Origin of the sequence: Pseudomonas nitroreducens, assembly GCF_014204515.1 — a bacterium.
In the GTDB taxonomy this organism is placed as follows: Bacteria; Pseudomonadota; Gammaproteobacteria; order Pseudomonadales; family Pseudomonadaceae; genus Pseudomonas; species Pseudomonas nitritireducens_A.
This window is the reverse complement of sequence record NZ_JACHLI010000011.1, coordinates 113,790-135,958: the sequence shown is the minus strand read 5'-3', so window position 1 is coordinate 135,958 and position 22,169 is coordinate 113,790. Positions and strand designations below refer to the sequence as shown.

Here is a 22,169-nt window from a genome sequence, read left to right as displayed (position 1 = left end):
GCCGCCAGGCCCAGCCAACGAAAAGTTGGGCGAGGCCGACAGTTGTGTCAGGTGGTAGCAATCGGTGACCCTTTGCGTCCGCGCAATCCGCTTCGATGAGTTCTGGCAATGGCACCACGCATCAACACCCGCGACCGCATCGCCCAGGCGAGCCTTGAGCTGTTCAACGCCCAGGGCGAGCGCAGCGTCACCACCAACCACATCGCCGCGCACCTGGGCATCTCGCCGGGCAACCTGTACTACCACTACCGCAACAAGCAGGTGATCATCGCCCAGCTGTTCGCCGAGTACGAAAGCCACGTCGACCAGTTCCTGCACCTGCCCGAAGGTCGCGCGCTGACGGTGGAGGACAAGACCTTCTACCTGGAAGCGCTGCTCGCCGCGATGTGGCACTACCGCTTCCTGCACCGCGACCTGGAGCACCTGCTGGATTCCGACCCGGAGCTGGCCGCCGCCTACCGCGCCTTTGCCCGCCGTGCCATGGACAACGCCAAGGCGATCTACCAGGGCTTCGTCGACGCCGGCATCCTGCGGATGGACGAACCCCAGCTCGAAGCCCTGGTGCTCAACGCCTGGATCATCCTCACCTCCTGGGTGCGCTACCTGTGCACCACCCGCGAAGTGGCCAATGATCTCAGCGAGGCGCTGATGCGCCGCGGCATCTACCAGGTGCTGGCGCTGGAGAGCGGTCATATCGCCGAGCCGTTCCGCGAGGCGGTGGCGGCGGTATTTGATCGGATGTATGTGCCGCTGGAGGGCTGATCCTCACTCGGCGGATAACCTTGAGCGGTTATGCGCTCTACGCCCAACTTCTGCGCAGGTCTGCGTCCCTCACCCCAGCCCTCCCCCTTTGGGAGAGGGCTGGGGTGAGGGGGCTCTTGCTGCAGCTTAGGCCTTAGGCATCCACCTCGCGCGGCCCCGGCACCCGCGGCCGGCGCAGGGCGATGCCGTGGCGCAGGAAGAACTCCTCCACGCCCTCGGTGGCATCGGTATAGAGCGTGCGGTTGGGGTGATCGGCGAGGAAGCGCGCCATCAGCGCAAGACCGATCCCGCGGGACTGGAAACCCGGCAGCACGGCGATTTCCGCAAGCCACGTGGTCTGTGCCGTCTCGCTCTCCGCGCGCAGCAGACCGACCACCTGCTCGCCGTCCAGGGCCAGCAGGAAGTAGCTGGAGAACTCGTAGAGATCGCGCAGCTCCGCCGGGGTGCCGGGCGAGCCCCAACCCACGGCGCGGTACAGCGCGGCAATGCCCGCGCACTGGGCATCGCTCAGGGGTTCGTTGTGCAGAATCGTCAGCGGCGTGTCGTGCATGGCGGCGCTCCTTCCTGGCGTTTCCTTCCGGGTGCAGTTCCAGTCTGCCTCATTCCCACGTCCAGTGGCTGACCCAGCGCAGTCAGGCTTCCCGCCGTTCGCGCAGCCACTGCGGGATGCGGCGCTCCAGATAGTAGTCCGGGTGCTTGGGCGTACCACCGATGAAGCCGACATGACCGCCATGGGGCAATAGCTCCATCTGCGTCGAGGCGGACAGTTCGTCCGGCTGCGGTACGCTGTGGGCGTGGATGAACGGATCGTCGCTGGACTGGATGATCAGCGTCGGCACGCGGATGCCGCCCAGGTAATAGCGGCTGGAGGCGCGCCGGTAGTAGTCGTGGACGTCGGCGAAACCGTGCAGCGGCGCGGTCACCCGGTCGTCGAAGTCCCAGAAGGTGCGCATGCCGTCCAGCGGCCCGAGGCGTTCCAGCGCGGCGAGGTTTTCCGCATGGCCGGCGCGGGCGAAGGCCTGGCGCTTGGTCTGCACGTAGGCCACCAGCTCGCGCATGAAGTGCGCCTGGTAGACCCTGGAGAAGCCGATGCCGATCCGGTCGGCGCACTGGTCCAGGCGAAACGGCACAGACACCGCGACAGCGCCCTTCAGCGCGCAGCTCTCCGAGGCTTCGCCCAGGTACTTGAGCAGCACATTGCCGCCCAGCGAGTAGCCCACCGCGTAGAGCGGCGCCATCGGCCGCTGGGCGCGGACGTGGGCGACTACGGAGGCCAGGTCCTCGCTGACGCCGGAGTGATAGCCGCGCGGCAGCAGGTTCGACTCCCCCGAGCAGCCGCGCCAGTTCAGTGCCACGCTGGCCCAGCCCTGCGCCGCCAGTTGCTGCTGCAGGCCGAGGATGTAGTGTGAGGACGACGAGCCGGTCAACCCGTGCAGGGCCAGCACCAGCGGCGCCTCCGCCTCGTGCGGTCCGTGCCAGTCGAGGTCGATGAAGTCGCCATCTTCCAGCCACAGGCGCTCGCGGCTGCGTTCAAGACTGGGCGCCTTGCGCAGCAGTGAGCCGTAGAGTGTCTGCAGGTGCGGGCCGGGGAGCCACCAGGCGGGTTTGAACGGGGAGGGTATAGTCATCACGGATCGAATGGGGCTGACGAGACGTGATAGTAACGCCAAGTCGGTCGTCCAATGGATGCCTTGTGCAATCGCTACCCGGGAAACCCACGCAAAGGAGGGGATGGCATGTGGAAGAGGATCGCGGCGCTGAGCCTGGTTGTGTGGCTGGCCGCGTGCGGCGAGCCGGTGCCGCAGGAGCACAAGTCGTACGTTGGCTTGTGGACTGCGCCGCAGATGAGCCTGCTGGTCACGGCGGACGGTCGGGTCATCTACAAGCGGGTGTCGGGCAGCACCTCGAAGTCCATCGAGGCGCCGATCAAGAGTTATGAAAGCGACGGCTTCACCGTGGGCTTCGGCCCGTTCGGCACAAGCTTCAAGGTCTCGAAGCCGCCCTATCAGGACGGCGGGAAATGGAAGATGGTGGTCGATGGCGTGGAACTGGTGCGCACCAGCACCGTCGATATCGGCAAGTCCATCTGAAGGCTTGCTGCACCCGGATCATCAAGGAGTCGGCCCGGAAGGCCGATCGATTCAACCGACATGAGGATCGTCCCCTATGTTCAGCCGCTGGCTGTTCCTCTCCGCTCTCACCCTGGCCTTGCCCAGCTTCGCCTGGGCGCAGGGCTCAACTTCCGACTTCAGCGAAGACGCGTCCAGCGCCGAGCAGAGTGATCCACGCGGCGAAGAACTGTTCGCCGAGTTCACCCGCCTGCAGCAGGCCGCCGCAACGGGCGAGCCGCAGGCGCTGTTCGACTTCGGCGCCTACTTCTACCACCAGCAGAACTACGTCGGCGCGCGCAAATGGTGGGGCAAGGCGGCCGAGGCCGGCATGGCCCGCGCGCAGATCCAGCTGGCCATGCTCTATCGCGACGGTGACGGCGGCGCCGAGGACAAGGCCGAAGCGGCGCGCTGGTTCGCCAAGGCGGCGGAGCAGGGCGATACCGGCGCGCAGAACGAGATGGGCGTTATCTACTGGCGCGGTGAGGGCGTCGACAAGGACCGGGTCAAGGCCGGCAGCTGGTTCGAACGCGCCGCGGCCAGTGGCAGCGAGGACGCCCAGATCAACCTGGGCTGGTTCTACCTCGACGACTCGCAGGGCATCTATGCCTTTGCATCCGATGAGGAGGCGGCGCAACTGGACCGCTACGCCGCCAGCCGCGAAAAGGCTTTCCAGTGGTTCTGCAAGGCGGCGACCCAGGGCAATGCCCGCGCCCAGTTCAAGACCGGCGAAGCCTACTGGAACGGTCTCGGTGCCGGCATGAACAAGCTGCAGGCGCGGCTCTGGCTGGAGAAGGCCGCGCAGCAGCAGGACGCCGACGCCATCGCCTGGCTGAAAACAGCCGCGGACGCGGCCTGGTACACCCGCCTGGAAAACTGGACCCACGCCGCGCTGGATGGCGAGCTGTCCGGCACTACCGATTGCTCCGGCGCCGCGGATCGCCGCCACGCCAACCGTGGCGTGGAGAGCACCGAGCCTGAGCCGGAAGCCGTGGATGCCAGTGCGGTGGAAGAAGTGCAGGCTGCGCAGCCGGCGAGTCAGTAAGGCTCGCTACCAGCCGAACTCGTCAGCCAGGTCTTCCGCGCGGCGGGCGTCGCCCAGTACCTGCGTCAGCTCGCCGATCAGCTCGCGGCGGTAGAGCGGGTTGACGCTGTAATCCTCGGCGAAGATGTCCTCGCCGGCTCCGCGCCAGATCCGGCCGAAGGTGGCGAGGCAGGCAGTCATCTGCCACAGATCATCGAACATCGGCGCCGGGTCCCAGGGGCCGCCATGCTGGTCGAAAAGGATTCGACCGCTGGAGCATTCGAGGATGAACGGATCGGCGCCCTGATCCGCCACCACGATCCAGTCCTCTTTCCAGCCCTCCAGGCGCTCGCCCGTCAGGCCGTGCCAGCGGTAGCCGGCCTGCTGCTTCCACAGTTTCGCCAGCGAAGGGATGAAGAACGGGTTGCCGGCGGTATCCAGGGTGCAATCGCACGGGCCGACTTCCCGGTAGAAGCGCTCCAGCCCGGCGGGCAAGGCGATCTCGCCGGCCCAGTCGCTGGCCGGCTGCTCGAAACAGCGTTCTTCCAGCGCCAGCAGTTGTTCGCGGATCGCGAGTGAGGTGGTGGTCATGGTTCAGACGTCCATTGCTGCCAGTGAGTGGGGACGCTTTGTATCGATCAGTTCCGGATCAGGTTCATGATCAGGTGGATCATCAGTTCTTTCTGCGCCGGGTCGCTTTGCGCCACCAGCAGGGCGATGGCCGCCAGAGCGTTGTCATTGATCTTCAGCTCCCCGTCCTGCTTCAGATCGTGCCGGTTGCGCTGCAGGAACCAAATGAACAGAAAGGCGCCGATGCGTTTGTTGCCGTCGGTGAATGGATGGTTCTTGATGACGAAATACAGCAGATGTGCCGCTTGCTCCTCGATGCTTGGGTATAGGAACTGGCCGCCGAAGGACTGAGTGACGTTACCCAGCACGCCGAGGAAACTATCGTCCTTGGGCCGGCCGAACAGGTCGCTGGCTTCGCTTCGGGCCAGCAGATCGTCCTTCAGTGCGGCAATCGCGCTATTGGCTTCGTCAGGTTCGATGGCGTAGCGGATGTCCTCATTGAATCCATCGCTGGGAAGGCGTTCGCTGTCGAACTGGTTAAGCAGCACGAAGGTCCGCGCATAGCCCGCGATGACGCTGACCAGCCCTTTGGCTTCCGGGAGGCTGGCCTGGTCGATCAGGTTTTCCTGGAACAGTGTCAGTGTTCGCTCCAGCTCTCGAATGCGCGCATGTTGGGCTTTAAGACGCTGTTCGTTGAGGGAATAACCTTTGACCAAGTAGTCCTTGAGGACCTGATTGGCCCAGATGCGAAAGTGAGTGCCTTGCCGGGAGTTCACCCGGTAGCCGACGGAGATGATGGCATCGAGGCTGTAGAACTCTGTAAAGCGTGCGACTTGGCGTTTACCTTCGGATTGAACCGTTGCATTTTTTGCAACGGTTCGCTCCTTTTCCAGCTCACCGCTCTCGAAGATGTTCTTCAGGTGCCGCGAAATAACGGATTTATCCCGCCCAAACAATTCGACCAGTTGCGGAAGGCTCAGCCAAAGCGTTTCTTTTTCGAGCAGAACTTCTACTGCAGGACGTCCGCTTTCTGTCTGGTACAGCAGGATTGATCTTTCTATCTCATGATCCATCTGAGATTGCTCCTTCCGAATCAGGATGCTTCCCGCTGCCATAACGCGTAATGCACCGAACCCGCCTTCTTCTCCCGATGCAGCCGCCAGTTGCCCGGCAGGCCGAGGCTGGAGGGAACGGCTTCGCTCTCGGTGTAGACCCAGGCGTCCTGGGCCAGCCAGCCGCGTTCTTCCAGCAGGCGGCAGGTGTTCTGCAGCAGGTCCTGGTGGAACGGCGGGTCGAGGAAGACCAGGTCGAAGGTCTGGGAGGCCGGGGTGTCGAGGTAGCGCAGCGAGTCGGTCATCAGCAGCTGGCCGTTGCCGCACTTGAGCGTGTCGAGGGTGGCGCGCAGGGCGGCCACGGCTTCGCCGTTGGTGTCCAGCGCGAGGCCCAGGCTGGCGCCACGGGACAGTGCCTCCAGGAACAGCGCGCCGCTGCCGGCGAACGGATCGAGCACGCGCGCGCCGGGCACATAGGGCGCGAGCCAGTTGAACAGCGTCTCACGCACCCGGTCCGGGGTCGGGCGCAGGCCCGGGCCGTCGGGGAAGGCGAAGCGCCGGCTGCGCCATTCGCCGCCGATGATGCGCAGCTGGCCCTGGCCGCCGTGGGGCTTCTGTGCGGCGCGCGGGGCGCCGCCGGGTCGTTTGCTCATCAGTGCTCCGGTACGCCGGCAGGTTGCGCGGCGGGCTTGTCGGTGGGCGGCGGCAGCGGTTGCTGCGCCACGTTGGGTCCGGCGGTGACGATGACGAAAGCGTCCGGATCGAGGTGGCGGCGCATGGCCTCCTTCACCTGCTCCACGCTCAGGCCCTGGACCTGGCTGAGGAAGGTCTCCAGGTAGTCCAGCGGCAGGTTGTAGAAGCCGATGGCGCCCAGTTGGCCGACGATGTCGGCGTTGCTCGCGGTGGACAGCGGGAAGCTGCCGGCCAGTTCGCGCTTGGCGTCGTCCAACTCCTTCGGCGTCGGGCCCTTGTCGAGGTAGTCACGAACGATGTCCTGGACCAGCTTGAGGGTGCCTTCGCTCATCTCTGCGCGGGTCTGCAGGCCGATGGTGAACGGCCCGCGCGACTGCATGCCGGTGAAGCCGGAGTACACACCGTAAGTGAGGCCGCGCTTCTCGCGCACCTGGTCCATCAGGTGGGTGCCGAAGCCGCCGCCGCCGAGGATTTGGTTGCCCAGGTAGAGCGCGGCGTAGTCCGGGTCGTTCCGGGTGATGCCCAGCTGCGCCAGCATGATCTGCGTCTGCTTGGACGGGAACTCGATGTGGGTGACGCCGGCCTTGGGCGTCTGCGGCTCGCCCGGCGCCGGCAGGGCGGGGCCCTTGGGCAGGGATCTGGAGACACTATTGGCGATGGCTTCGGCCTGCTCGCGGGTCAGATCGCCGACCAGCGCGATGACCACGTTGCCCGCGGCGTAGGCCTTCTGGTGGAAGGCGCGCAGCTGGGCGACGCTGATCTTCGGCACGGATTTCTCGTTGCCATCGCTGGAGTGCGCATACGGATGGTCGCCGTAGAGCCGCTTGAACAGCTCCAGGCCCGCCAGCTTGCCGGGGTTCTGCTTCTGGTACTCGAAGCCGGCCATGACCTGGTTCTTGATGCGCGCCAGGGCGTCCTCGGGGAAGGTCGGCTGGCCGATCACCTGGTCGAAGAGGGCCAGGGCGGCGTCGCGCTTGCTCGGCTCGCTCAGGCTGCGCAGGCTGGCTACCGCCATGTCGCGGTAGGAGCCGTTGCCGAAGTTGGCGCCCAGGTCGTCGAAACCGGCGGCGATGGCGCTGGTGTCCTTGCCGGGCACGCCTTCGTTGAGCATGGCGTTGGTCAGCATGGCCAGGCCGTAGGCATCGCCGTCCTGGCTGCTGCCGGCGGCGAAGGTCAGGCGCAGGTCGAACATCGGCAGCTCATGGGCTTCGACGAAGAGCACGCGGGCGCCTTCGGCGGTCTGCCATTGCTGGATGTTCAGCTTGCGGTGGCTGGGCGCCTTGCCGGCGGCCTCGGCGAGGGATTGCAGACCGGTGGGCGCTGCCGTCTCGGCGGAAGCCGGTTGCGCAGGGGCGGGCGCCGCTGCCGCAGTCTCGGCGGCGGGGCGGGAAACGAACAGCACCAGTCCGGCGATCAGCGCGATGACGATCAGCCCGACCAGGCCGTAGCGCAGGCCATTGCGTTCACTCATGGCTGGGCTCCTTGTCGGTGGTGACTTCCGGCAGGACCTGGGCAAGGGTCAGGCGGGAGCGGGTGAAGTAGGTACGGGCGGCTTGCTGGATATCCTCGGCAGTGACCGCCTGGATGGCTTCCAGGTCCTTGTCCGCCAGGCGCCAGCCGAGGCCGACGCTTTCCAGCTCGCCGATGGTGCTGGCTTGCCCGGCGATGGAGTCGCGTTCGTAGACCAGCCCGGCGATGACCTGGGCGCGCACGCGCTCCAGCTCTTCCTTGCTCGGCGGGTTCTGCTTGAGGTCTTCCAGTTGTTTCCACAGCGCCGCCTCGACCTGGTCGAGGGTCTTGCCGGTCTGCACGTTGGGCGTGGCCGAGAGGAAGAACAGACCGTCGCCGCGCGAGAAGGCGTCGTAGGACGCCGAGGCGCCGGCGACGATTTCCTCGCCGCGCTCCAGGCGCGCGGACAGGCGCGCGCTGTAGCCGCCGTCGAGGATCGCCGAGACCAGGCGCAGGGCGTTGATCTGCCTGGCGTCATCGCTGCTGCCCAGGGTCGGCACGTTGAAGCCCATGATCAGGCTGGGCAGCTGGGTGCGCACGTGCAGCTTGAGGCGGCGCTCGCCCGGCTCGGCCAGTTCCAGCGGCTTGCGCGCGGCGGGCAGGTCGCGCTTGGGGATCTCGCCGAAGTACTTCTCGGCCAGGGTCTTCACCTCGTCGCCGGTCACGTCGCCGACCACCACCAGGGTGGCGTTGTTCGGCGCGTACCAGGCCTGGTACCAGTGGCGCAGATCGTCGATGGTCATGCGCTGCAGGTCGGCCATCCAGCCGATGGTCGGCGTGCGGTAGCCGCTGGCGGGGTAGGCGGCGGCCTTGAACCGCTCGAAGGCCAGCGCGCTGGGCTTGTCCTCGGTGCGCAAGCGGCGTTCTTCCTTGATCACCTCGATCTCGCTCTTGAACTGGTCGGCCGGCAGGGCGAGGTGCGCCATGCGGTCGGCTTCCAGTTCCAGCGCCACCGGCAGGCGGTCGCGGGCGAGCACCTGGTAATAGGCGGTGTAGTCGTCGGTGGTGAAGGCGTTCTCTTCCGCACCCAGGTCGCGCAGCACCAGGGATGCCTGGCCGGGGCCGAGCTTGCGGCTGCCCTTGAACATCATGTGCTCCAGGGCATGGGAGAGGCCGGTGAGGCCGGGCGTTTCGTAGCTGGAGCCGACCTTGTACCAGAGCTGGGAGACCACCACGGGGGCGCGGTGGTCCTCGCGGACCACGACCTTCAGGCCGTTGTCCAGGGTGTATTCGTGGGTGGGCTGTGGTTCCGCGGCGCTGGCCATCAGCGGCAGCAACAGGGAACCGAGCAGCAGGCCGGCGTGGCGGCGTGCAAGGGTTTTCATCGTGGACTGAACCTTTCGGGCTGTCCGCGGGGTCTATTCAGGCTGGCGGCCAGCCTCTTAACCCCGGCGGGCGAGGAGATGCTAGGATACCCATCCGTTTTCCGGGCGGCCATGTTCTGGGCTTCGCAAAGCTGTTTCGAGGCTTTTTTGCTGCCAGTCTTTCGTGGCGTCCCCTAGAGATTCGATCCCTACATGTTTGGTTCCAACGACGACAAGAAGGCCCCGCCAGCCGGGGAGAAGAAAGGTCTGTTCGGCTGGCTGCGCAAGAAGCCGCAGACCCCGGAGCAGCCCGCCGCCGAAACCGAGCCGCAGGTCGAGCAGCCTGCTGCCGCCGAACCGGTTGCCGCCCCCGAGCAGGCTCCTGCTGCCCAGGCCGAACCGGTAGCGCCGCGCGCCGAGCCGACGCCTGAGCCGGTGATCGATGTAGTACCGGTCAGTGTGCCGGTGGAGCCGCTGGTGCAGCCCGCTCCGCAACCTGAACCGGAGCCGCAGCCCGCTCCGCCACCGGTCGTTGCCGAAGCGCCTCAGCCCGTTATCCAGCCGGTCGAAGCGCAGCCAATTCCGCAACCGTTGGAGCCCGCACCTGCTCCCGTTGCGCGGCCCGTCCAGCCCGAACCGGTCGCCGAAGCGCCGGTGGTCGCCCAGCCTGAGCCGCAACCCGAACCCGTTGCGCAGCCTGAGCCGCCAGCCAAGCCCGCTGCCGCCGAGCCCTCCAAGCCGGGCTTCTTCGCCCGCCTCAAGCAGGGCCTGTCGAAGACCAGCGCCAGCCTGGGCGAAGGCATGGCCAGCCTGTTCCTGGGCAAGAAGGCCATCGACGACGACCTGCTCGACGAGATCGAGACCCGCCTGCTGACCGCCGACGTCGGTGTCGAGGCCACCACCACCATCGTGCAGAACCTGACCAAGCGCGTCGCGCGCAAGGAACTGGCCGACAGCGAAGCGCTGTACAAGGCCCTGCAGGAAGAGCTGGCCGGCCTGCTGCGTCCCGTCGAGCAGCCGCTGACCATCACCGCCGACAAGCAGCCCTACGTGATTCTCGTGGTCGGCGTGAACGGTGTCGGCAAGACCACCACCATCGGCAAGCTGGCCAAGAAGCTGCAGCTCGATGGCAAGAAAGTCATGCTGGCCGCCGGCGACACCTTCCGTGCCGCCGCCGTCGAGCAGCTGCAGGTCTGGGGTGAGCGCAACAACATTGCGGTGATCGCCCAGCACACCGGTGCCGATTCCGCCTCGGTGATCTTCGACGCCGTGCAGGCCGCCAAAGCCCGTGGCGTGGACGTGCTGATCGCCGACACCGCCGGTCGCCTGCACACCAAGGACAACCTGATGGAAGAGCTGAAGAAGGTGCGCCGGGTGATCGGCAAGCTGGACGAGACGGCTCCCCACGAAGTCCTGCTGGTGCTGGACGCCGGCACCGGGCAGAACGCCATCAACCAGGCCAAGCAGTTCAACAACGCCGTGGAACTCACCGGCCTGGCCCTGACCAAACTGGACGGCACCGCCAAGGGCGGGGTGATCTTCGCCCTGGCCAAGCAGTTCGGCCTGCCGATCCGCTACATCGGTGTCGGCGAGGGGATCGACGATCTTCGAACCTTCGAGGCCGACGCTTTCGTCCGTGCACTCTTCGAGACCCGGGAAATCGCATGATCCGTTTCGAGCAGGTTGGCAAACGCTATTCCAACGGCCATGTCGGCCTGCACGAGATTTCGTTCCGCGTGCCGCGCGGCGAGATCATGTTCGTCACCGGCCACTCCGGCGCGGGCAAGAGCACCCTGCTGCGCCTGATTCTGGCGATGGAGCGACCCACCTCCGGCAAGCTGCTGCTCGGCGGGCAGGACGTCTCGCGCATCTCCACCGCGCAGATTCCCTTCCTGCGCCGGCAGATCGGCGTGGTGTTCCAGAACCACCAGTTGCTGGACGATCGCAGCGTGTTCGACAACGTCGCCCTGCCGATGCAGATCCTCGGGCTGCCCAAGGCGGACATCGCCTACCGCGTCGAAGCGGCGCTGGAACGGGTCAACCTGAAAGAGAAGGCCGAAGACCGCCCGTCCGACCTCTCCACCGGCCAGCAGCAGCGCGTCGGCATCGCCCGCGCGGTGGTGCACCGTCCGGCCCTGCTGCTCGCCGACGAACCCACCGGTAACCTCGACCCGCGCCTGGCCTCGGAAATCATGTCGGTGTTCGAAGACATCAACCGCCTGGGCACCACCGTGCTGATCGCCAGCCACGACCTGGCGCTGATCGCACGCATGCGCCACCGGATGATCACCCTGCAGCGCGGCCGCATCATCGCCGACCGTGAGGAGAACGCCTGATGAGCGCCAATGACCTGCCGCGCGGCGAGGAAGAAGGCACCCCGACGCGCAACACCCGCGAGCGCCCGGACGACAACGAACACCAGGATCACAGCGCCTCCCTCTCGGCCTATGTGGAAAACCACCGCGCCAGCCTGATGGACAGCCTGCACCGCCTGGTTAGCCATCCGTTCGGCAGCTTCTTCACCTGCCTGGTGATGGGCATCACCCTGAGCCTGCCCATGGGCCTGTCGCTGCTGCTGAACAACGTCGAGCGCCTCGGTGGCTCCTGGCAGCGCGCCGCGCAGATTTCCCTGTTCCTCGACCTCAAGGCCAGCGAGGCCCAGGGCCAGGACCTGCGCGAACAGATCGAGAAGATGCCCGATGTGATCGAGGCGCAGCTGATCAGCCGCGACGATGCGCTGAAAGAGCTGCAGGAACAGTCCGGCCTCGGCGAAGCGCTGAAGGAATTGCCTGACAACCCGCTGCCGGCGGTGATCTCGGTGACGCCCAAGCAGATCGACAAGGCCCAGCTGGATGCCTTGCGTCAAAGGTTGTCCGAGTTGCCAGGTGTACAACAGGCGCAGCTGGACCTGGTGTGGGTCGAACGGCTGTCGGCGATCCTCAAGCTGGGCGACCGCTTCGTCTTCGGTCTGACCCTCCTGCTGGTACTGACCCTGCTGCTGGTGATCGGCAACACCATCCGCCTGCACATCGAAAACCGCCGTAACGAAATCGAAGTCATCAAGCTGGTCGGCGGGACGGACGGTTACGTGCGCCGCCCCTTCCTTTATATGGGCGCGCTGTACGGCCTGGGCGCGGGCGTCCTGTCCTGGGCCCTGCTGGCCTTCGGGCTGGACTGGCTGAACAGCTCGGTGGTCAACCTGGCCGGGCTCTATGGCAGTGATTTCGGACTGGCGGGCGTACCGGTCGGCGACGGCCTGTCGCTCACCGTGGGCGCCGTGCTGCTGGGCTGGATCGGCGCCTGGCTGGCCGTGGCGCGCCACCTGCGCGAGTTGGCGCCGCGCTGAAACCCCCTGATTTTACTGGGGTTAAGTGGGTGTAAAGGAACTTTTACACCCGCTTGCAGTCAGATTTCGCAGTGCTACACTGCGCGAGTTTCGTGAATCGGAGGATTCGCATGACCACTTCTCTGCAACCTGTCTATGCCCTGGCTCCCGGTGCGAACCTGGAAGCCTACGTGCACTCGGTGAACAGCATTCCGCTGCTGACGCCGGAGCAGGAGCGCGAACTGGCCGAACGCCTCTTCTACCAGCAAGATCTGGAAGCGGCACGGCAGATGGTTCTGGCGCACCTGCGCTTTGTTGTGCATATCGCCCGGAGTTATTCCGGGTACGGCCTGGCCCAGGCCGATCTGATCCAGGAAGGCAACGTTGGCCTGATGAAGGCCGTGAAGCGCTTCAACCCGGAAATGGGTGTGCGCCTGGTGTCGTTCGCCGTCCACTGGATCAAGGCGGAAATCCATGAGTTCATCCTGCGCAACTGGCGGATCGTGAAAGTCGCGACCACCAAGGCGCAGCGCAAGCTGTTCTTCAACCTGCGCAGCCAGAAGAAGAAACTGGCCTGGTTGAGCAATGATGAAGTGCACCGCGTCGCGGAAACCCTCGGTGTTGAGGCCCGCGAAGTCCGCGAGATGGAAAGCCGTCTCACCGGGCAGGACATGGCGTTCGATCCGGCGGCCGATGCCGACGACGAGAGCGCCTACCAGTCGCCGGCGCACTACCTGGAAGACCATCGCTACGACCCGGCGCGCCAGCTGGAGGAAGCGGACTGGAGCGACAGCTCCACCGCCAGCCTGCACGAGGCGCTGGAAGGCCTGGACGAGCGCAGCCGCGACATCCTCTACCAGCGCTGGCTGGCCGAGGAGAAGGCGACCCTGCACGACCTCGCCGCCAAGTACAACGTATCCGCGGAGCGGATCCGTCAGCTGGAAAAGAACGCGATGAACAAGCTCAAGGGTCGCATCGAAGCCTGACCGGCTTCGACGCGCCCTGCGAGTCGCGAACCGCACCCTGGTGCGGTTTTTTTCTGTCCGCCTTCCGGACTCTGGAGCATTGCATGCCGCGCCTGCGTCCCGTTCACGGGATGTTCTTCCTGGTCATCGCCCTGCTGGCCTTCGGTCTGGGCACCTGGGTCGCCCGCACTTCGGCGCCGCCCAAGCCGCCGCAGTGGTTCATCGACTGGAAGGAAAAGGTCTTCGAGCCGCTGGCCGACGACAAGCTCACGTTGAATGACCTGCAGGACCTGCAACCCGGCGAGCTGTGGCTGACCGCCAGCCAGGACGGTCCGCAGTTGCATTACCGCGGCCGCCTGGTGACGGACGAAGGGCCCTGGCATGTCGAGGCGGAGCTGGCCCTGAGCGAGGCTGAGCATGCCAGCCTGGCCAAGGCCACCGGCATGCAGCCGGGCAGCAAGGACCAGCCGCTGAGCGCCGAGCTGATGAGCCAGCTGGGCAACAAGCCGGTCTCCGAGCTGGCGCTGGCGCCCCAGGAGGACCTGGCGGTCGGTCGTCTGGCAGTGAGCCTGGGCGACCCGCGCCTGCGCCTGCAGGTGGATGGCGGCGAGGCCTGGGTCTATCCGGAGACGGGCATGACCCTGCTGCACCGCGACGGTACCCTGCAGTGGGTGCGGGTGGTGCCGCGCGATACCTTCAAGGCTGGTGCTGAGGCGCCCTCTCCCCAGACCTCTCCCTGAAGGGAGAGGGAGCCGATCGGCGTGCTGCGTAACATCGGAGTCAGCCGGCGAGCTACGGACTATCCGCAAGTTCAAGACAGTCCCCTCTCCCTTCGGAGCGGGGCGCGCAGCCAGGGTTAGGGAGAGGGAGCGCGCAGCGCCGATATCTCCAGCGCCGCAGCCAACCCTTTACAGCCGTTGCAGATACTCACTGCCCAACTGCCACATCTGCTGGCGAATCCACGAAGCGCGCTGGCGTACGTAGGGACCGGGCTTGCCGGCGCTCCACTTGCGCGGGTTGGGCAGCACGGCGGCCAGCAGGCTGGCCTGCTGCTGTGACAGGCGCCTGGCGTCGACGCCGAAGTGATGCTGCGCCGCGGCCTGGGCGCCGAACACGCCGGCATCCCATTCCACGCTGTTGAGGTAGACCTCGAGAATCCGCTGCTTGGACCAGAAGGTCTCGATCAGCAGGGTGAACCAGGCCTCGAAACCCTTGCGCACCCAGCTGCGGCCGGTCCAGAGGAAGACGTTCTTCGCCACCTGCTGGCTGATGGTGCTGCCGCCGCGGACCTTGCCGCCCTGTTCGTTGTGCGCCAGGGCCTTCTGGATCGCCGGCAGGTCGAAGCCGTGGTGTTCGGCAAACTTCTGGTCTTCGCCGGCAATCACCGCAAGCTTCAGGCTGTCGGGCAGCTCATCCCAGGAGCGCCAGCTGCGCTGCAGGTCGATGGGCTTGCCGTTGAACCAGGATTCGACCTTGCGCTCGACCATGACCATGGTGCCGGGCGGCGGCACCCAGCGCAGGATGATGACCAGCGCCACGCTGCCGGCGACAAACCAGAGGGCGATCTTGAACAGGCGGCGGAGCCAGGTACGCATGCGAGACTTTGCCCGTGGCGGATGAGCGGGCCATTATAGCGGGATCACCTGTCTGGAGCCTTCCTCATGCTGCGTACTTTCCTGATGCTCGCCGCGTTCTTCGGATTCACCGGGGTCGCCCTCGGCGCCTTCGCCGCCCACGGCCTGAAGAACAAGCTCACGCCCGAGTACCTGGCGGTGTTCCAGACCGGCGTGCACTACCAGATGCTGCATGCCCTGGCGCTGTTCGGCGTGGCGCTGCTCACCGCGCACATCGGCGGCACCCTGGTGACCCTGGCCGGCTGGGCCTTCACCGTCGGTATCCTGCTGTTCTCCGGCAGCCTCTACCTGCTGACCCTGGCCGGGCTGGGCGTGGGCATCATCACGCCGATCGGCGGGCTGTTCTTCCTGATCGGCTGGGCGCTGCTGCTGGTCGCGGCTTTCCAGCTGGGTTGACCCGAGCGTCAGAAAAGCCCGAGTGCGGCACTCCGGAACCTTGGTCATCCGGCGCGATCGGGCTAGAATGCCGACCCCTCCAGCAACGACCGTCCCGCCCATGCGTATTCAGTTGAATGGCGAACCCTTCGAGCTGCCCGACGGCCACACCGTCGCTCACCTGCTCGAACGTCTCGACCTCACCGGCAAGCGTGTCGCGGTCGAGCTCAATCTGGACATCGTGCCGCGCAGCCAGCACGCCGCCACCGCCCTGAGCGAAGGCGACCAGGTGGAAGTGGTGCATGCCATCGGTGGCGGCTAGCAGCCGCCGCCCAGACTTTCAGGCCCCGCCCGCCTTCCCTTTGCATCAGGAGTGATCCGATGAGCCAAGCTTCCAACCTGCCGGCCGACAAGCCCTTCACCCTGGCTGGCCGCACCTACCATTCGCGTCTGCTGGTCGGCACCGGCAAGTACAAGGACCTCGAGGAGACCCGCGTGGCCATCGAGGCCTCGGGCGCCGAGATCGTCACCGTCGCCGTGCGCCGCACCAATATCGGCCAGAATCCGGGCGAGCCGAACCTGCTGGACGTGATCCCGCCGGATCGCTACACCATCCTGCCGAACACCGCCGGTTGCTACGACGCTGTCGAGGCCGTGCGCACCTGCCGCCTGGCCCGTGAGCTGCTCGATGGCCACAACTTGGTCAAGCTGGAAGTCCTGGCCGACCAGAAGACCCTCTTCCCCAACGTCGTGGAAACCCTCAAGGCCGCCGAAGTGCTGGTCAAGGACGGCTTCGACGTCATGGTGTACACCAGCGACGACCCGATCATCGCCCGCCAGCTGGCCGAGATCGGCTGCATCGCGGTGATGCCGCTGGCCGGCCTGATCGGCTCCGGCCTGGGCATCTGCAACCCGTACAACCTGCGCATCATCCTCGAAGAAGCCACCGTCCCGGTGCTGGTGGATGCCGGCGTGGGCACCGCTTCGGATGCCACCATCGCCATGGAGCTGGGCTGCGAGGCCGTGCTGATGAACACCGCCATCGCCCACGCGCAAAACCCGGTGATGATGGCCGAGGCCATGAAGCACGCTATCGTCGCTGGCCGCCTGGCCTACCTGGCCGGCCGCATGCCGCGCAAGCTGTACGCCAGTGCGTCGTCGCCGATGACGGGGCTGATCAACTAAGTATTTCCATCCCGACGCGCGGGCCGGTCTGCCAGGGGCAGCCGGCCCGCGCGTGCATTTACCCGCAAGGTCCGAGTCATGAGTGACATTCCCGAGAATCAGCCCGAGAACCAGCCCGACGCCGACAACCGTCCGATGCGTGCGATCAAGAGCTTCGTGATGCGCGCCGGGCGCATGACCGAAGGCCAGCAGCGCGGCCTCGACCAGGGCTGGCCGAAGTTCGGCCTGGAGCTGGCCGACGGCGCACGGGACTTCGATCAGGTATTCGGCCGCCAGGCGCCGCGTACTTTCGAGATCGGCTTCGGCATGGGCCACGCCACCCTGGAGATGGCCGCTGCGGCGCCGGAGCAGGATTTCATCGGCGTGGAAGTGCACCGTCCGGGCGTCGGCGCGCTGCTCAACGGCATGCTGACCCAGGACCTGAGCAACATCCGCGTCTACAGCTGCGACGCCCTCGAAGTGCTGCGCGACTGCGTCGCCGACGCCAGCCTCGACCGCCTGCTGCTGTTCTTCCCGGACCCGTGGCACAAGTCGCGCCACCACAAACGCCGCATCGTCCAGCCGGCCTGGGCCGAGCTGGTGCGGCAGAAGCTCAAGGTCGGCGGTGTGCTGCACATGGCCACCGACTGGGAACAATATGCCGAGCACATGCTGGAAGTGATGAATGCCGCACCCGGCTATCGCAACCTTTCGGCCGATAATACCTACGTGCCGCGCCCGCAAGAGCGACCGGTCACCAAGTTCGAACGTCGCGGGGAGCGACTCGGCCATGGCGTCTGGGACCTGAAGTTCGAGCGCGTCGACTGATCCATCCGAAAAGGCCTGCCCAGCAGGCCTTTTTCACGCGAAAGCACCTACCAGACCGGGACCACCCGGCAGGCCACCAAGGCCACCCTCACCTCCTGAATAAAAAGCGGCATCCGCCGCGGACGAAAATAAGAGTGACGGACAGGAGTCCGTCGCAAAGGAGTCTGCTGTGTTGAAGAAACTTGCTGTACTGCTGATGGCAGGGGCGTGGGCCCTGCCGGCGCAGGCGAAGGTCGATGCTGCCGAGGCCGCTCGACTGGGCCGCGACCTGACGCCGATGGGGGCGGAAATGGCCGGCAATGCCAGTGGCACCATCCCTGCGTGGACCGGCGGCATCACCAGCGCCCCGGCGGGCTACCAGCCCGGCACCCACCACCTCGATCCGTACGCCGCCGACACCGTGCAGTACCGGATCGACAGCAAGAACCTGGCGCAGTACCAGGCGCTGCTCACCCCCGGCACCCAGGCGCTGCTGCAGGAAAATCCGGACTACTACCTGCGCGTCTTCCCCAGCCGCCGCAGTGCATCGCTGCCCCAGCGCATCTATGACGCCACCCGCTTCAACGCCGAGAATGCCGAGCTGATCGCCGATGGCAATGGCGTGCAGGGCGCTGCCGCCGGCGTGCCGTTCCCGATCCCGAAGACCGGTCTGGAAGCCATCTGGAACCACATCATGCGCTACCGGGGCGAGCAGATTCACATGGTGACCAACCAGGCCGCCGTGCTCGCCAGCGGCAGCTACAACCTGCTCAAGCTCGACCGCTACGTGTACTTCAACTACGGCCGCGAGGGCATGACCCCGCAGGACCTGAACAACACGCTGTTCTACTACAAGTACAACATCGTCGCCCCGGCCAAGCTCGCCGGCTCCGCGCTGGTGGTGCAGGAGACCATCGACCAGGTGCTGTCGATCCGCAAGGCCTGGCGCTTCAACAGTGGTGAGCGCCGCGTGCGCCGCCTGCCGAGCCTGGCCTACGACACCCTGCAGCCGGACACCAACGGCCTGGCCACCGCCGACACCGTGGACGTCTACAACGGCGCGCCGGACCACTACGAGTGGCAGCTGCTGGGCAAGCGCGAAATGCTCGTGCCGTACAACAGCTACGCGGTGCACCAGAAGGGCATTCCCTACGCCGACATCCTCCGGACCAAGACCCTCAACCCCGAGCTGCTGCGCTACGAGCCGCACCGTGTGTGGGTGGTCGAGGCGACCCTGCGCAAGGGCATGGGCCATCCGTTCGCCAAGCGCCGCTTCTACCTCGACGAGGACAGCTGGCAGATCCTCGCCTCGGACATCTACAACGCCGACGGCAAGCTGATCCGCGCCCAGGAAGTGCACCCGATCAACTACTACGACGTGCCCATGGTGCTCAGCACCCTGGAAGCGCTGTACGACTTCGAGGGCGCGCGCTACTTCGTCGACGGCCTGGACAACAACGAGCCGATGTACGACTTCAAGGTCCCACTGGGGCCGCGCGACTTCACCCCGCAGGCCTTGCGCCGCGAGGGCAACTGAGTCCAGCAGAGGCCGCCGCGAGGCGGCCTTTGTCTATCTGCGTAATCCGGATCACGGGCGGTGCGCGTGGATGTAGGAGCAATTGACTTTCTCTGACAGGCCGTGCCTGGGATTTTCCCTCTCCCTAACCCTCTCCCTGAAGGGAGAGGGGACCGTTCGGTGCAGATTGAAACCATAGTGTCAGCCGGTACGGACAGCTCCCTCTCCCTTCAGGGAGAGGGCGGGGGAGAGGGTATTCCCGTGACGCCGGAGCTCCCCTGTAGGAGCGGGCCATGCCCGCTATCCGCCTAAAAGGCGGTACTGCCCTGCGAGCGCTGTGCCGCGCCAATCACGGATGAATCCGCTCCTACGAAAGGCATTGTGCCCGTAGGAGCGGACTCTGTCCGCGATAGCGTCCGCAGGACGCTGGCTCATTCGATCAATTCGGCGCCCAGCACCGTGGTCTCCGGCACGCGCATCGGTGCCGGGCTGATCTGCAGGTACTTGATGCTGGTGCGCGGGATGATCAGCAGGTCGCCGTCGACCTCGATGCTGATGGCCGAAGACTCCATCTGCTTGCGGATGCCGCGGGCCACTTCGGCGGGGTCGTCATGCTGCTGGGGGAAGCGCAGCGCCAGGCGCTGGCCGTCGGTGAAGTGCAGGTAGAGATGCTTGATCGGCTTCATGGGTCCTCCGGCGGGTTGCTGGCCAACCACCGGAGGTCCGCAGGTCAGCTGCGGTCGGCGATCATGCCAATCACGAAGAACACTAGCAGCAGGACGGGCGCCAGGGTGTAGTTGTTGAAGTAGCCCAGGCCCTTGGCCAGCCACGGGGTGACGAAGACCATCGCCAGGCCGTAGCCCACGGCGCAGATCAGCACGAACAGCAGGGTGCGGAAGACGAAGTTCAGGCTGCCGATGCGCTGCTGGACCCAGGCGTTGATCGCCGGACCGAACAGCACCAGCACGGTGGCCATGATCGCCAGGGCGATGTCGGACAGATGGCCGCGGCACCAGCGGGAAACGTTGGCAATCAGGTCGAGCGCGAAGTCCATTGGGGCTCCTTGGAATTCAGGGTCGCCGGGGAGTGTACACGGCGGGCGACGGCAGCGTCGCCCGCGCTGCTGTCACAGAATCAGGGCAGGAAGCGCTGCAGCAGGTCGTTGAGGAACAGCTGGCCGCGTTCGCTGGGAGCCAGGCGCTGTGGGTCGTCCAGCAGCAGGCCGTCCTTGCGTGCCTGGTTGCAGGCGGCTTCGATGAACGCCAGCGGCAGGCCGGTGCGCTCGGCGAAGGTCGCTGCCGGCACGCCATCGGTGAGGCGCAGGGCGTTCATCATGAACTCGAAGGGCAGGTCGTCCGCTTCCAGGTCGCGCTCGCCGGCCTGGAAGGGTTTTTCCGGGTTCAGGTAGTCCTTCGGCAGGCGAGTCTTCCAGGTGCGCAGGATGCGGCCTTGCGGCGTGGTCAGCTTGGCGTGGGCGCCAGCGCCGATGCCGAGGAAGTCGCCGAAGGTCCAGTAGTTCAGGTTGTGCCGTGCGCGCTTGCCGTCACGGGCATAGGCCGAGGTTTCGTACTGCACGTAACCCGCCTGGGCGAGCAGCGCCTGGCCGGCTTCCTGGATTTCCCACAGCTGGTCGTCCTCGGGCAGCTCAGGCGGCTGGCTCCAGAACACCGTGTTCGGCTCCATGGTCAGCTGGTACCAGGACAGGTGCGTCGGCGCCAGGGCGATGGCCTGGCGCAAGTCGCTCAGCGCATCCTCGACGCTCTGCTCGGGCAGGCCGTGCATGAGGTCCAGGTTGAAGTTGTCGAAGCCGGCGCGGCGCGCCATCTCGGCGGCGCGTACCGCTTCGTCACCGTCGTGGATACGCCCAAGCGCCTTGAGCTTCTCGGCCTGGAAGCTCTGGATGCCGATGGACAGCCGGTTGATGCCCAGTGCCCGGTAATCGGCGAACTTGGCCTGCTCGAAGGTGCCGGGGTTGGCTTCCAGGGTGATCTCGATATTGCTCTCGAAGCCGACCTGCTGCTCCAGCCCTTCGAGGATGCGACCCAGGGCGCTCGCCGAGAACAGGCTGGGTGTGCCACCGCCGAAGAAGATCGAGGTCAGATGGCGACCCTGCACGTAGCCGCGATCGGCCGCCAGATCGGCCAGCAGCGCCTCGACATAGGCGTCCTCGGGCAGCTCCGGGCCGGCGGCGTGGGAGTTGAAGTCGCAGTAGGGGCATTTGCGTACGCACCAGGGGATATGCACGTACGCCGCCAGGGGCGGGAGCTGCAGGCTGCAGGCTGCAGGCTGCAGGAGGGGGCTTTTGCCTGGGGCCTGAAGCCTGTCGCCTGAAGCCTTGGTCATAGTCCCAGCCGCTGCTTCAGCAGGGCCATCGCGCGGGCGCGGTGGCTGATCTGGTTCTTGCGCTCGGGCGGCAGTTCGGCGCTGGAACATTCGGCTTCCGGTACCCAGAACAGCGGGTCGTAGCCGAAGCCGTGCTCGCCGCGGGCTTCGCGCAGGATGCTGCCGTGCCAGAGGCCTTCGCAGAGGATCGGCAGCGGGTCGTCGGCGTGGCGGACCAGGGCCAGCACGCTGACGAACTGGGCGCCGCGCTCCTCGTCCGGCACGTCCTTGAGGGCGTCCAGCAGCTTGGCGTTGTTCGCCGCATCACCCTTGCCGTCGGCGTAGCGTGCGGAATAGATACCCGGCGCGCCGCCGAGGAAGTCCACCGCCAGGCCCGAATCGTCGGCCAGTGCCGGCAGGCCGGAGATGCGCGCGGCGTTGCGGGCCTTGAGGATGGCGTTCTCGACGAACGACAAGCCGGTCTCTTCCGGTTCCACGTCGCTGAACTCGCCGATGGAGCGCACCTTCACGTGGGCGCCGAGCATGGCCTGGAGTTCCTTGAGCTTGCCGGCGTTGTGACTGGCCAGCACCAGTTGTTCGAGCTTGATCATTCGTCTGGGAAGATTTCCTGCATGAAATCGAAGCTTTGCGGGGCTTCGTTTCCGGACTGGACCTGGATGGAGAAGGTCAGGGTTTCGCGGCCTTCGATGGGGAACTGCGCCAGGTTGTAGACGGCGCCTTCCTCGACCACGCGCTTGAAGGTCAGGGGGATGTTCTGCCCCATCAGGTTCTTCGCCGAGCCGGCGACAGTGACGTTGGCCGGCTTGCCGCTGGCGTCCAGCGGCACGATGTTGATCACGCCCTGGGCCTTGCTGCGCACCACGCCCACCGCCTGCGCGACGTTGGGCTGGAGGAAGCTGGAGTTGAACACGCTGTAGTGCACCTGCAGGTCGCCCAGGCGCTTCACCTGTTCGGCGAAGGCGGGCAGGGCGAGGACCAGGCAGGCGAAGAAGGTAAGCAGGCGGCGCATGATAGTTCT

26 protein-coding genes are annotated in these 22,169 nt (G+C 66.1%); 13 read left to right on the top strand and 13 right to left on the bottom strand.

The genetic code is table 11. The annotated features are described in order from the left end of the window. Positions 1 to 108: 108 nt before the first annotated feature. Positions 109 to 762 (top strand): TetR/AcrR family transcriptional regulator, encoded by a 654-nt coding sequence (locus HNP46_RS15775; protein WP_184590527.1) that lies wholly within the window; start codon positions 109 to 111, stop codon positions 760 to 762. Between the two features lie 133 nt (positions 763 to 895). Here the strand turns inward: HNP46_RS15775 and HNP46_RS15770 are convergent, their stop codons facing one another. Continuing rightward, positions 896 to 1,312 carry a GNAT family N-acetyltransferase gene (locus HNP46_RS15770; protein WP_184590525.1) on the bottom strand — a complete coding sequence of 139 codons (417 nt, stop codon included), beginning with the start codon at positions 1,310 to 1,312 and terminating at the stop codon, positions 896 to 898. An 82-nt stretch (positions 1,313 to 1,394) separates the two neighbouring features. Then, positions 1,395 to 2,390 (bottom strand): hydrolase, encoded by a 996-nt coding sequence (locus HNP46_RS15765; RefSeq protein ID WP_184590523.1) that lies wholly within the window; start codon positions 2,388 to 2,390, stop codon positions 1,395 to 1,397. Positions 2,391 to 2,498: 108 nt separating this feature from the next. On the opposite strand from HNP46_RS15765, the gene HNP46_RS15760 reads away from it, so the two are divergent. Continuing rightward, positions 2,499 to 2,852 (top strand): hypothetical protein, encoded by a 354-nt coding sequence (locus HNP46_RS15760; protein WP_184590520.1) that lies wholly within the window; start codon positions 2,499 to 2,501, stop codon positions 2,850 to 2,852. 76 nt (positions 2,853 to 2,928) lie between these two features. After that, complete coding sequence (locus HNP46_RS15755) at positions 2,929 to 3,915, top strand: tetratricopeptide repeat protein (protein WP_184590519.1); 987 nt, start codon at positions 2,929 to 2,931, stop codon at positions 3,913 to 3,915. A gap of 6 nt (positions 3,916 to 3,921) precedes the next feature. Here HNP46_RS15755 and HNP46_RS15750 read toward each other — a convergent pair whose 3' ends face one another. From HNP46_RS15750 to HNP46_RS15730, 5 genes are read right to left on the bottom strand one after another with little or no spacing between them, the layout of a single operon-like run. Continuing rightward, complete coding sequence (locus HNP46_RS15750) at positions 3,922 to 4,485, bottom strand: hypothetical protein (RefSeq protein ID WP_184590517.1); 564 nt, start codon at positions 4,483 to 4,485, stop codon at positions 3,922 to 3,924. A gap of 47 nt (positions 4,486 to 4,532) precedes the next feature. Beyond that, positions 4,533 to 5,537 (bottom strand): virulence protein RhuM/Fic/DOC family protein, encoded by a 1,005-nt coding sequence (gene rhuM, locus HNP46_RS15745; protein WP_184590515.1) that lies wholly within the window; start codon positions 5,535 to 5,537, stop codon positions 4,533 to 4,535. A gap of 20 nt (positions 5,538 to 5,557) precedes the next feature. Further along, on the bottom strand, positions 5,558 to 6,169 hold the full coding sequence (rsmD, locus tag HNP46_RS15740; RefSeq protein ID WP_184590513.1) for a 16S rRNA (guanine(966)-N(2))-methyltransferase RsmD: 612 nt from the start codon (positions 6,167 to 6,169) through the stop codon (positions 5,558 to 5,560). Continuing rightward, on the bottom strand, positions 6,169 to 7,680 hold the full coding sequence (locus HNP46_RS15735; protein WP_184590511.1) for a M16 family metallopeptidase: 1,512 nt from the start codon (positions 7,678 to 7,680) through the stop codon (positions 6,169 to 6,171). The genes rsmD and HNP46_RS15735 overlap by 1 nt, the downstream gene beginning before the upstream one ends. Continuing rightward, entirely contained in the window at positions 7,673 to 9,043 is a 1,371-nt protein-coding gene (locus tag HNP46_RS15730; protein ID WP_184590509.1) for a M16 family metallopeptidase, read from the bottom strand. The genes HNP46_RS15735 and HNP46_RS15730 overlap by 8 nt, the downstream gene beginning before the upstream one ends. 192 nt (positions 9,044 to 9,235) lie before the next feature. Between HNP46_RS15730 and ftsY the strand changes: the two genes are divergently transcribed. The 5 genes from ftsY to HNP46_RS15705 all read left to right on the top strand — a co-directional run bounded on the left by ftsY (position 9,236) and on the right by HNP46_RS15705 (position 14,052). Continuing rightward, on the top strand, positions 9,236 to 10,690 hold the full coding sequence (gene ftsY, locus HNP46_RS15725) for a signal recognition particle-docking protein FtsY (RefSeq protein WP_184590507.1): 1,455 nt from the start codon (positions 9,236 to 9,238) through the stop codon (positions 10,688 to 10,690). Then, positions 10,687 to 11,358, top strand: a complete 672-nt coding sequence (ftsE, locus tag HNP46_RS15720) for a cell division ATP-binding protein FtsE (RefSeq protein ID WP_184590505.1) — start codon at positions 10,687 to 10,689, stop codon at positions 11,356 to 11,358. Before ftsY ends, ftsE begins: the two co-directional genes overlap by 4 nt. Then, a complete protein-coding gene (gene ftsX / locus HNP46_RS15715) occupies positions 11,358 to 12,368 on the top strand; it encodes a permease-like cell division protein FtsX (RefSeq protein ID WP_184590503.1) in 1,011 nt (336 codons plus the stop codon). The genes ftsE and ftsX overlap by 1 nt, the downstream gene beginning before the upstream one ends. 110 nt (positions 12,369 to 12,478) lie before the next feature. Next, a complete protein-coding gene (rpoH, locus tag HNP46_RS15710; RefSeq protein ID WP_024766773.1) occupies positions 12,479 to 13,333 on the top strand; it encodes an RNA polymerase sigma factor RpoH in 855 nt (284 codons plus the stop codon). A gap of 83 nt (positions 13,334 to 13,416) precedes the next feature. Continuing rightward, on the top strand, positions 13,417 to 14,052 hold the full coding sequence (locus tag HNP46_RS15705) for a hypothetical protein (protein WP_184590501.1): 636 nt from the start codon (positions 13,417 to 13,419) through the stop codon (positions 14,050 to 14,052). A 168-nt stretch (positions 14,053 to 14,220) separates the two neighbouring features. Here HNP46_RS15705 and mtgA read toward each other — a convergent pair whose 3' ends face one another. After that, a complete protein-coding gene (gene mtgA / locus HNP46_RS15700; protein WP_184590499.1) occupies positions 14,221 to 14,907 on the bottom strand; it encodes a monofunctional biosynthetic peptidoglycan transglycosylase in 687 nt (228 codons plus the stop codon). Positions 14,908 to 14,973: 66 nt separating this feature from the next. Here mtgA and HNP46_RS15695 point away from each other — a divergent pair, with 66 nt between their 5' ends. From HNP46_RS15695 to HNP46_RS15675, 5 genes are all read left to right on the top strand, one after another. Further along, positions 14,974 to 15,342 (top strand): DUF423 domain-containing protein, encoded by a 369-nt coding sequence (locus tag HNP46_RS15695; protein ID WP_184590497.1) that lies wholly within the window; start codon positions 14,974 to 14,976, stop codon positions 15,340 to 15,342. Positions 15,343 to 15,442: 100 nt separating this feature from the next. Next, the gene (gene thiS, locus HNP46_RS15690) at positions 15,443 to 15,643 is read left to right on the top strand and encodes a sulfur carrier protein ThiS (protein WP_184590495.1); all 201 of its coding nucleotides are present in this window, start codon (positions 15,443 to 15,445) and stop codon (positions 15,641 to 15,643) included. A gap of 59 nt (positions 15,644 to 15,702) precedes the next feature. Then, positions 15,703 to 16,506 carry a thiazole synthase gene (locus tag HNP46_RS15685; protein WP_184590493.1) on the top strand — a complete coding sequence of 268 codons (804 nt, stop codon included), beginning with the start codon at positions 15,703 to 15,705 and terminating at the stop codon, positions 16,504 to 16,506. Between the two features lie 135 nt (positions 16,507 to 16,641). Then, entirely contained in the window at positions 16,642 to 17,313 is a 672-nt protein-coding gene (gene trmB / locus HNP46_RS15680; RefSeq protein ID WP_221454991.1) for a tRNA (guanosine(46)-N7)-methyltransferase TrmB, read from the top strand. A 169-nt stretch (positions 17,314 to 17,482) separates the two neighbouring features. Next, the gene (locus HNP46_RS15675; protein WP_184590489.1) at positions 17,483 to 18,829 is read left to right on the top strand and encodes a DUF1329 domain-containing protein; all 1,347 of its coding nucleotides are present in this window, start codon (positions 17,483 to 17,485) and stop codon (positions 18,827 to 18,829) included. 410 nt (positions 18,830 to 19,239) lie between these two features. On the opposite strand, the gene HNP46_RS15670 is transcribed toward HNP46_RS15675, so the two are convergent. The 5 genes from HNP46_RS15670 to HNP46_RS15650 form a co-directional block, all read right to left on the bottom strand. Continuing rightward, the gene (locus HNP46_RS15670; protein WP_184590487.1) at positions 19,240 to 19,494 is read right to left on the bottom strand and encodes a hypothetical protein; all 255 of its coding nucleotides are present in this window, start codon (positions 19,492 to 19,494) and stop codon (positions 19,240 to 19,242) included. A 44-nt stretch (positions 19,495 to 19,538) separates the two neighbouring features. Beyond that, on the bottom strand, positions 19,539 to 19,862 hold the full coding sequence (locus HNP46_RS15665) for a DUF3392 domain-containing protein (protein WP_017520106.1): 324 nt from the start codon (positions 19,860 to 19,862) through the stop codon (positions 19,539 to 19,541). 80 nt (positions 19,863 to 19,942) lie between these two features. Then, complete coding sequence (gene hemW / locus HNP46_RS15660) at positions 19,943 to 21,151, bottom strand: radical SAM family heme chaperone HemW (RefSeq protein WP_260403184.1); 1,209 nt, start codon at positions 21,149 to 21,151, stop codon at positions 19,943 to 19,945. Next, positions 21,148 to 21,741, bottom strand: a complete 594-nt coding sequence (gene rdgB, locus HNP46_RS15655; RefSeq protein WP_184590485.1) for an RdgB/HAM1 family non-canonical purine NTP pyrophosphatase — start codon at positions 21,739 to 21,741, stop codon at positions 21,148 to 21,150. The genes hemW and rdgB overlap by 4 nt, the downstream gene beginning before the upstream one ends. Next, positions 21,738 to 22,160, bottom strand: a complete 423-nt coding sequence (locus HNP46_RS15650) for a DUF4426 domain-containing protein (protein WP_184590483.1) — start codon at positions 22,158 to 22,160, stop codon at positions 21,738 to 21,740. Before HNP46_RS15650 ends, rdgB begins: the two co-directional genes overlap by 4 nt. Positions 22,161 to 22,169 lie beyond the last annotated feature (9 nt).

Bases quoted from the DNA above. Each gene is read 5' to 3' on its own strand.
- HNP46_RS15770 (WP_184590525.1), bottom strand. From the start codon at position 1,312: ATGCACGACACGCCGCTGACGATTCTGCACAACGAACCCCTGAGCGAT.
- HNP46_RS15705 (WP_184590501.1), top strand. From the start codon at position 13,417: ATGCCGCGCCTGCGTCCCGTTCACGGGATGTTCTTCCTGGTCATCGCC.
- HNP46_RS15695 (WP_184590497.1), top strand. From the start codon at position 14,974: ATGCTGCGTACTTTCCTGATGCTCGCCGCGTTCTTCGGATTCACCGGG.
- HNP46_RS15685 (WP_184590493.1), top strand. From the start codon at position 15,703: ATGAGCCAAGCTTCCAACCTGCCGGCCGACAAGCCCTTCACCCTGGCT.
- ftsE (WP_184590505.1), top strand. From the start codon at position 10,687: ATGATCCGTTTCGAGCAGGTTGGCAAACGCTATTCCAACGGCCATGTC.
- HNP46_RS15650 (WP_184590483.1), bottom strand. From the start codon at position 22,160: ATGCGCCGCCTGCTTACCTTCTTCGCCTGCCTGGTCCTCGCCCTGCCC.
- rsmD (WP_184590513.1), bottom strand. From the start codon at position 6,169: ATGAGCAAACGACCCGGCGGCGCCCCGCGCGCCGCACAGAAGCCCCAC.
- HNP46_RS15730 (WP_184590509.1), bottom strand. From the start codon at position 9,043: ATGAAAACCCTTGCACGCCGCCACGCCGGCCTGCTGCTCGGTTCCCTG.
- HNP46_RS15765 (WP_184590523.1), bottom strand. From the start codon at position 2,390: ATGACTATACCCTCCCCGTTCAAACCCGCCTGGTGGCTCCCCGGCCCG.
- HNP46_RS15760 (WP_184590520.1), top strand. From the start codon at position 2,499: ATGTGGAAGAGGATCGCGGCGCTGAGCCTGGTTGTGTGGCTGGCCGCG.
- HNP46_RS15750 (WP_184590517.1), bottom strand. From the start codon at position 4,485: ATGACCACCACCTCACTCGCGATCCGCGAACAACTGCTGGCGCTGGAA.
- mtgA (WP_184590499.1), bottom strand. From the start codon at position 14,907: ATGCGTACCTGGCTCCGCCGCCTGTTCAAGATCGCCCTCTGGTTTGTC.
- HNP46_RS15665 (WP_017520106.1), bottom strand. From the start codon at position 19,862: ATGGACTTCGCGCTCGACCTGATTGCCAACGTTTCCCGCTGGTGCCGC.
- HNP46_RS15735 (WP_184590511.1), bottom strand. From the start codon at position 7,680: ATGAGTGAACGCAATGGCCTGCGCTACGGCCTGGTCGGGCTGATCGTC.
- hemW (WP_260403184.1), bottom strand. From the start codon at position 21,151: ATGACCAAGGCTTCAGGCGACAGGCTTCAGGCCCCAGGCAAAAGCCCC.
- HNP46_RS15775 (WP_184590527.1), top strand. From the start codon at position 109: ATGGCACCACGCATCAACACCCGCGACCGCATCGCCCAGGCGAGCCTT.
- HNP46_RS15755 (WP_184590519.1), top strand. From the start codon at position 2,929: ATGTTCAGCCGCTGGCTGTTCCTCTCCGCTCTCACCCTGGCCTTGCCC.
- rhuM (WP_184590515.1), bottom strand. From the start codon at position 5,537: ATGGATCATGAGATAGAAAGATCAATCCTGCTGTACCAGACAGAAAGC.
- HNP46_RS15670 (WP_184590487.1), bottom strand. From the start codon at position 19,494: ATGAAGCCGATCAAGCATCTCTACCTGCACTTCACCGACGGCCAGCGC.
- rpoH (WP_024766773.1), top strand. From the start codon at position 12,479: ATGACCACTTCTCTGCAACCTGTCTATGCCCTGGCTCCCGGTGCGAAC.
- ftsY (WP_184590507.1), top strand. From the start codon at position 9,236: ATGTTTGGTTCCAACGACGACAAGAAGGCCCCGCCAGCCGGGGAGAAG.
- ftsX (WP_184590503.1), top strand. From the start codon at position 11,358: ATGAGCGCCAATGACCTGCCGCGCGGCGAGGAAGAAGGCACCCCGACG.
- rdgB (WP_184590485.1), bottom strand. From the start codon at position 21,741: ATGATCAAGCTCGAACAACTGGTGCTGGCCAGTCACAACGCCGGCAAG.
- trmB (WP_221454991.1), top strand. From the start codon at position 16,642: ATGCGTGCGATCAAGAGCTTCGTGATGCGCGCCGGGCGCATGACCGAA.
- thiS (WP_184590495.1), top strand. From the start codon at position 15,443: ATGCGTATTCAGTTGAATGGCGAACCCTTCGAGCTGCCCGACGGCCAC.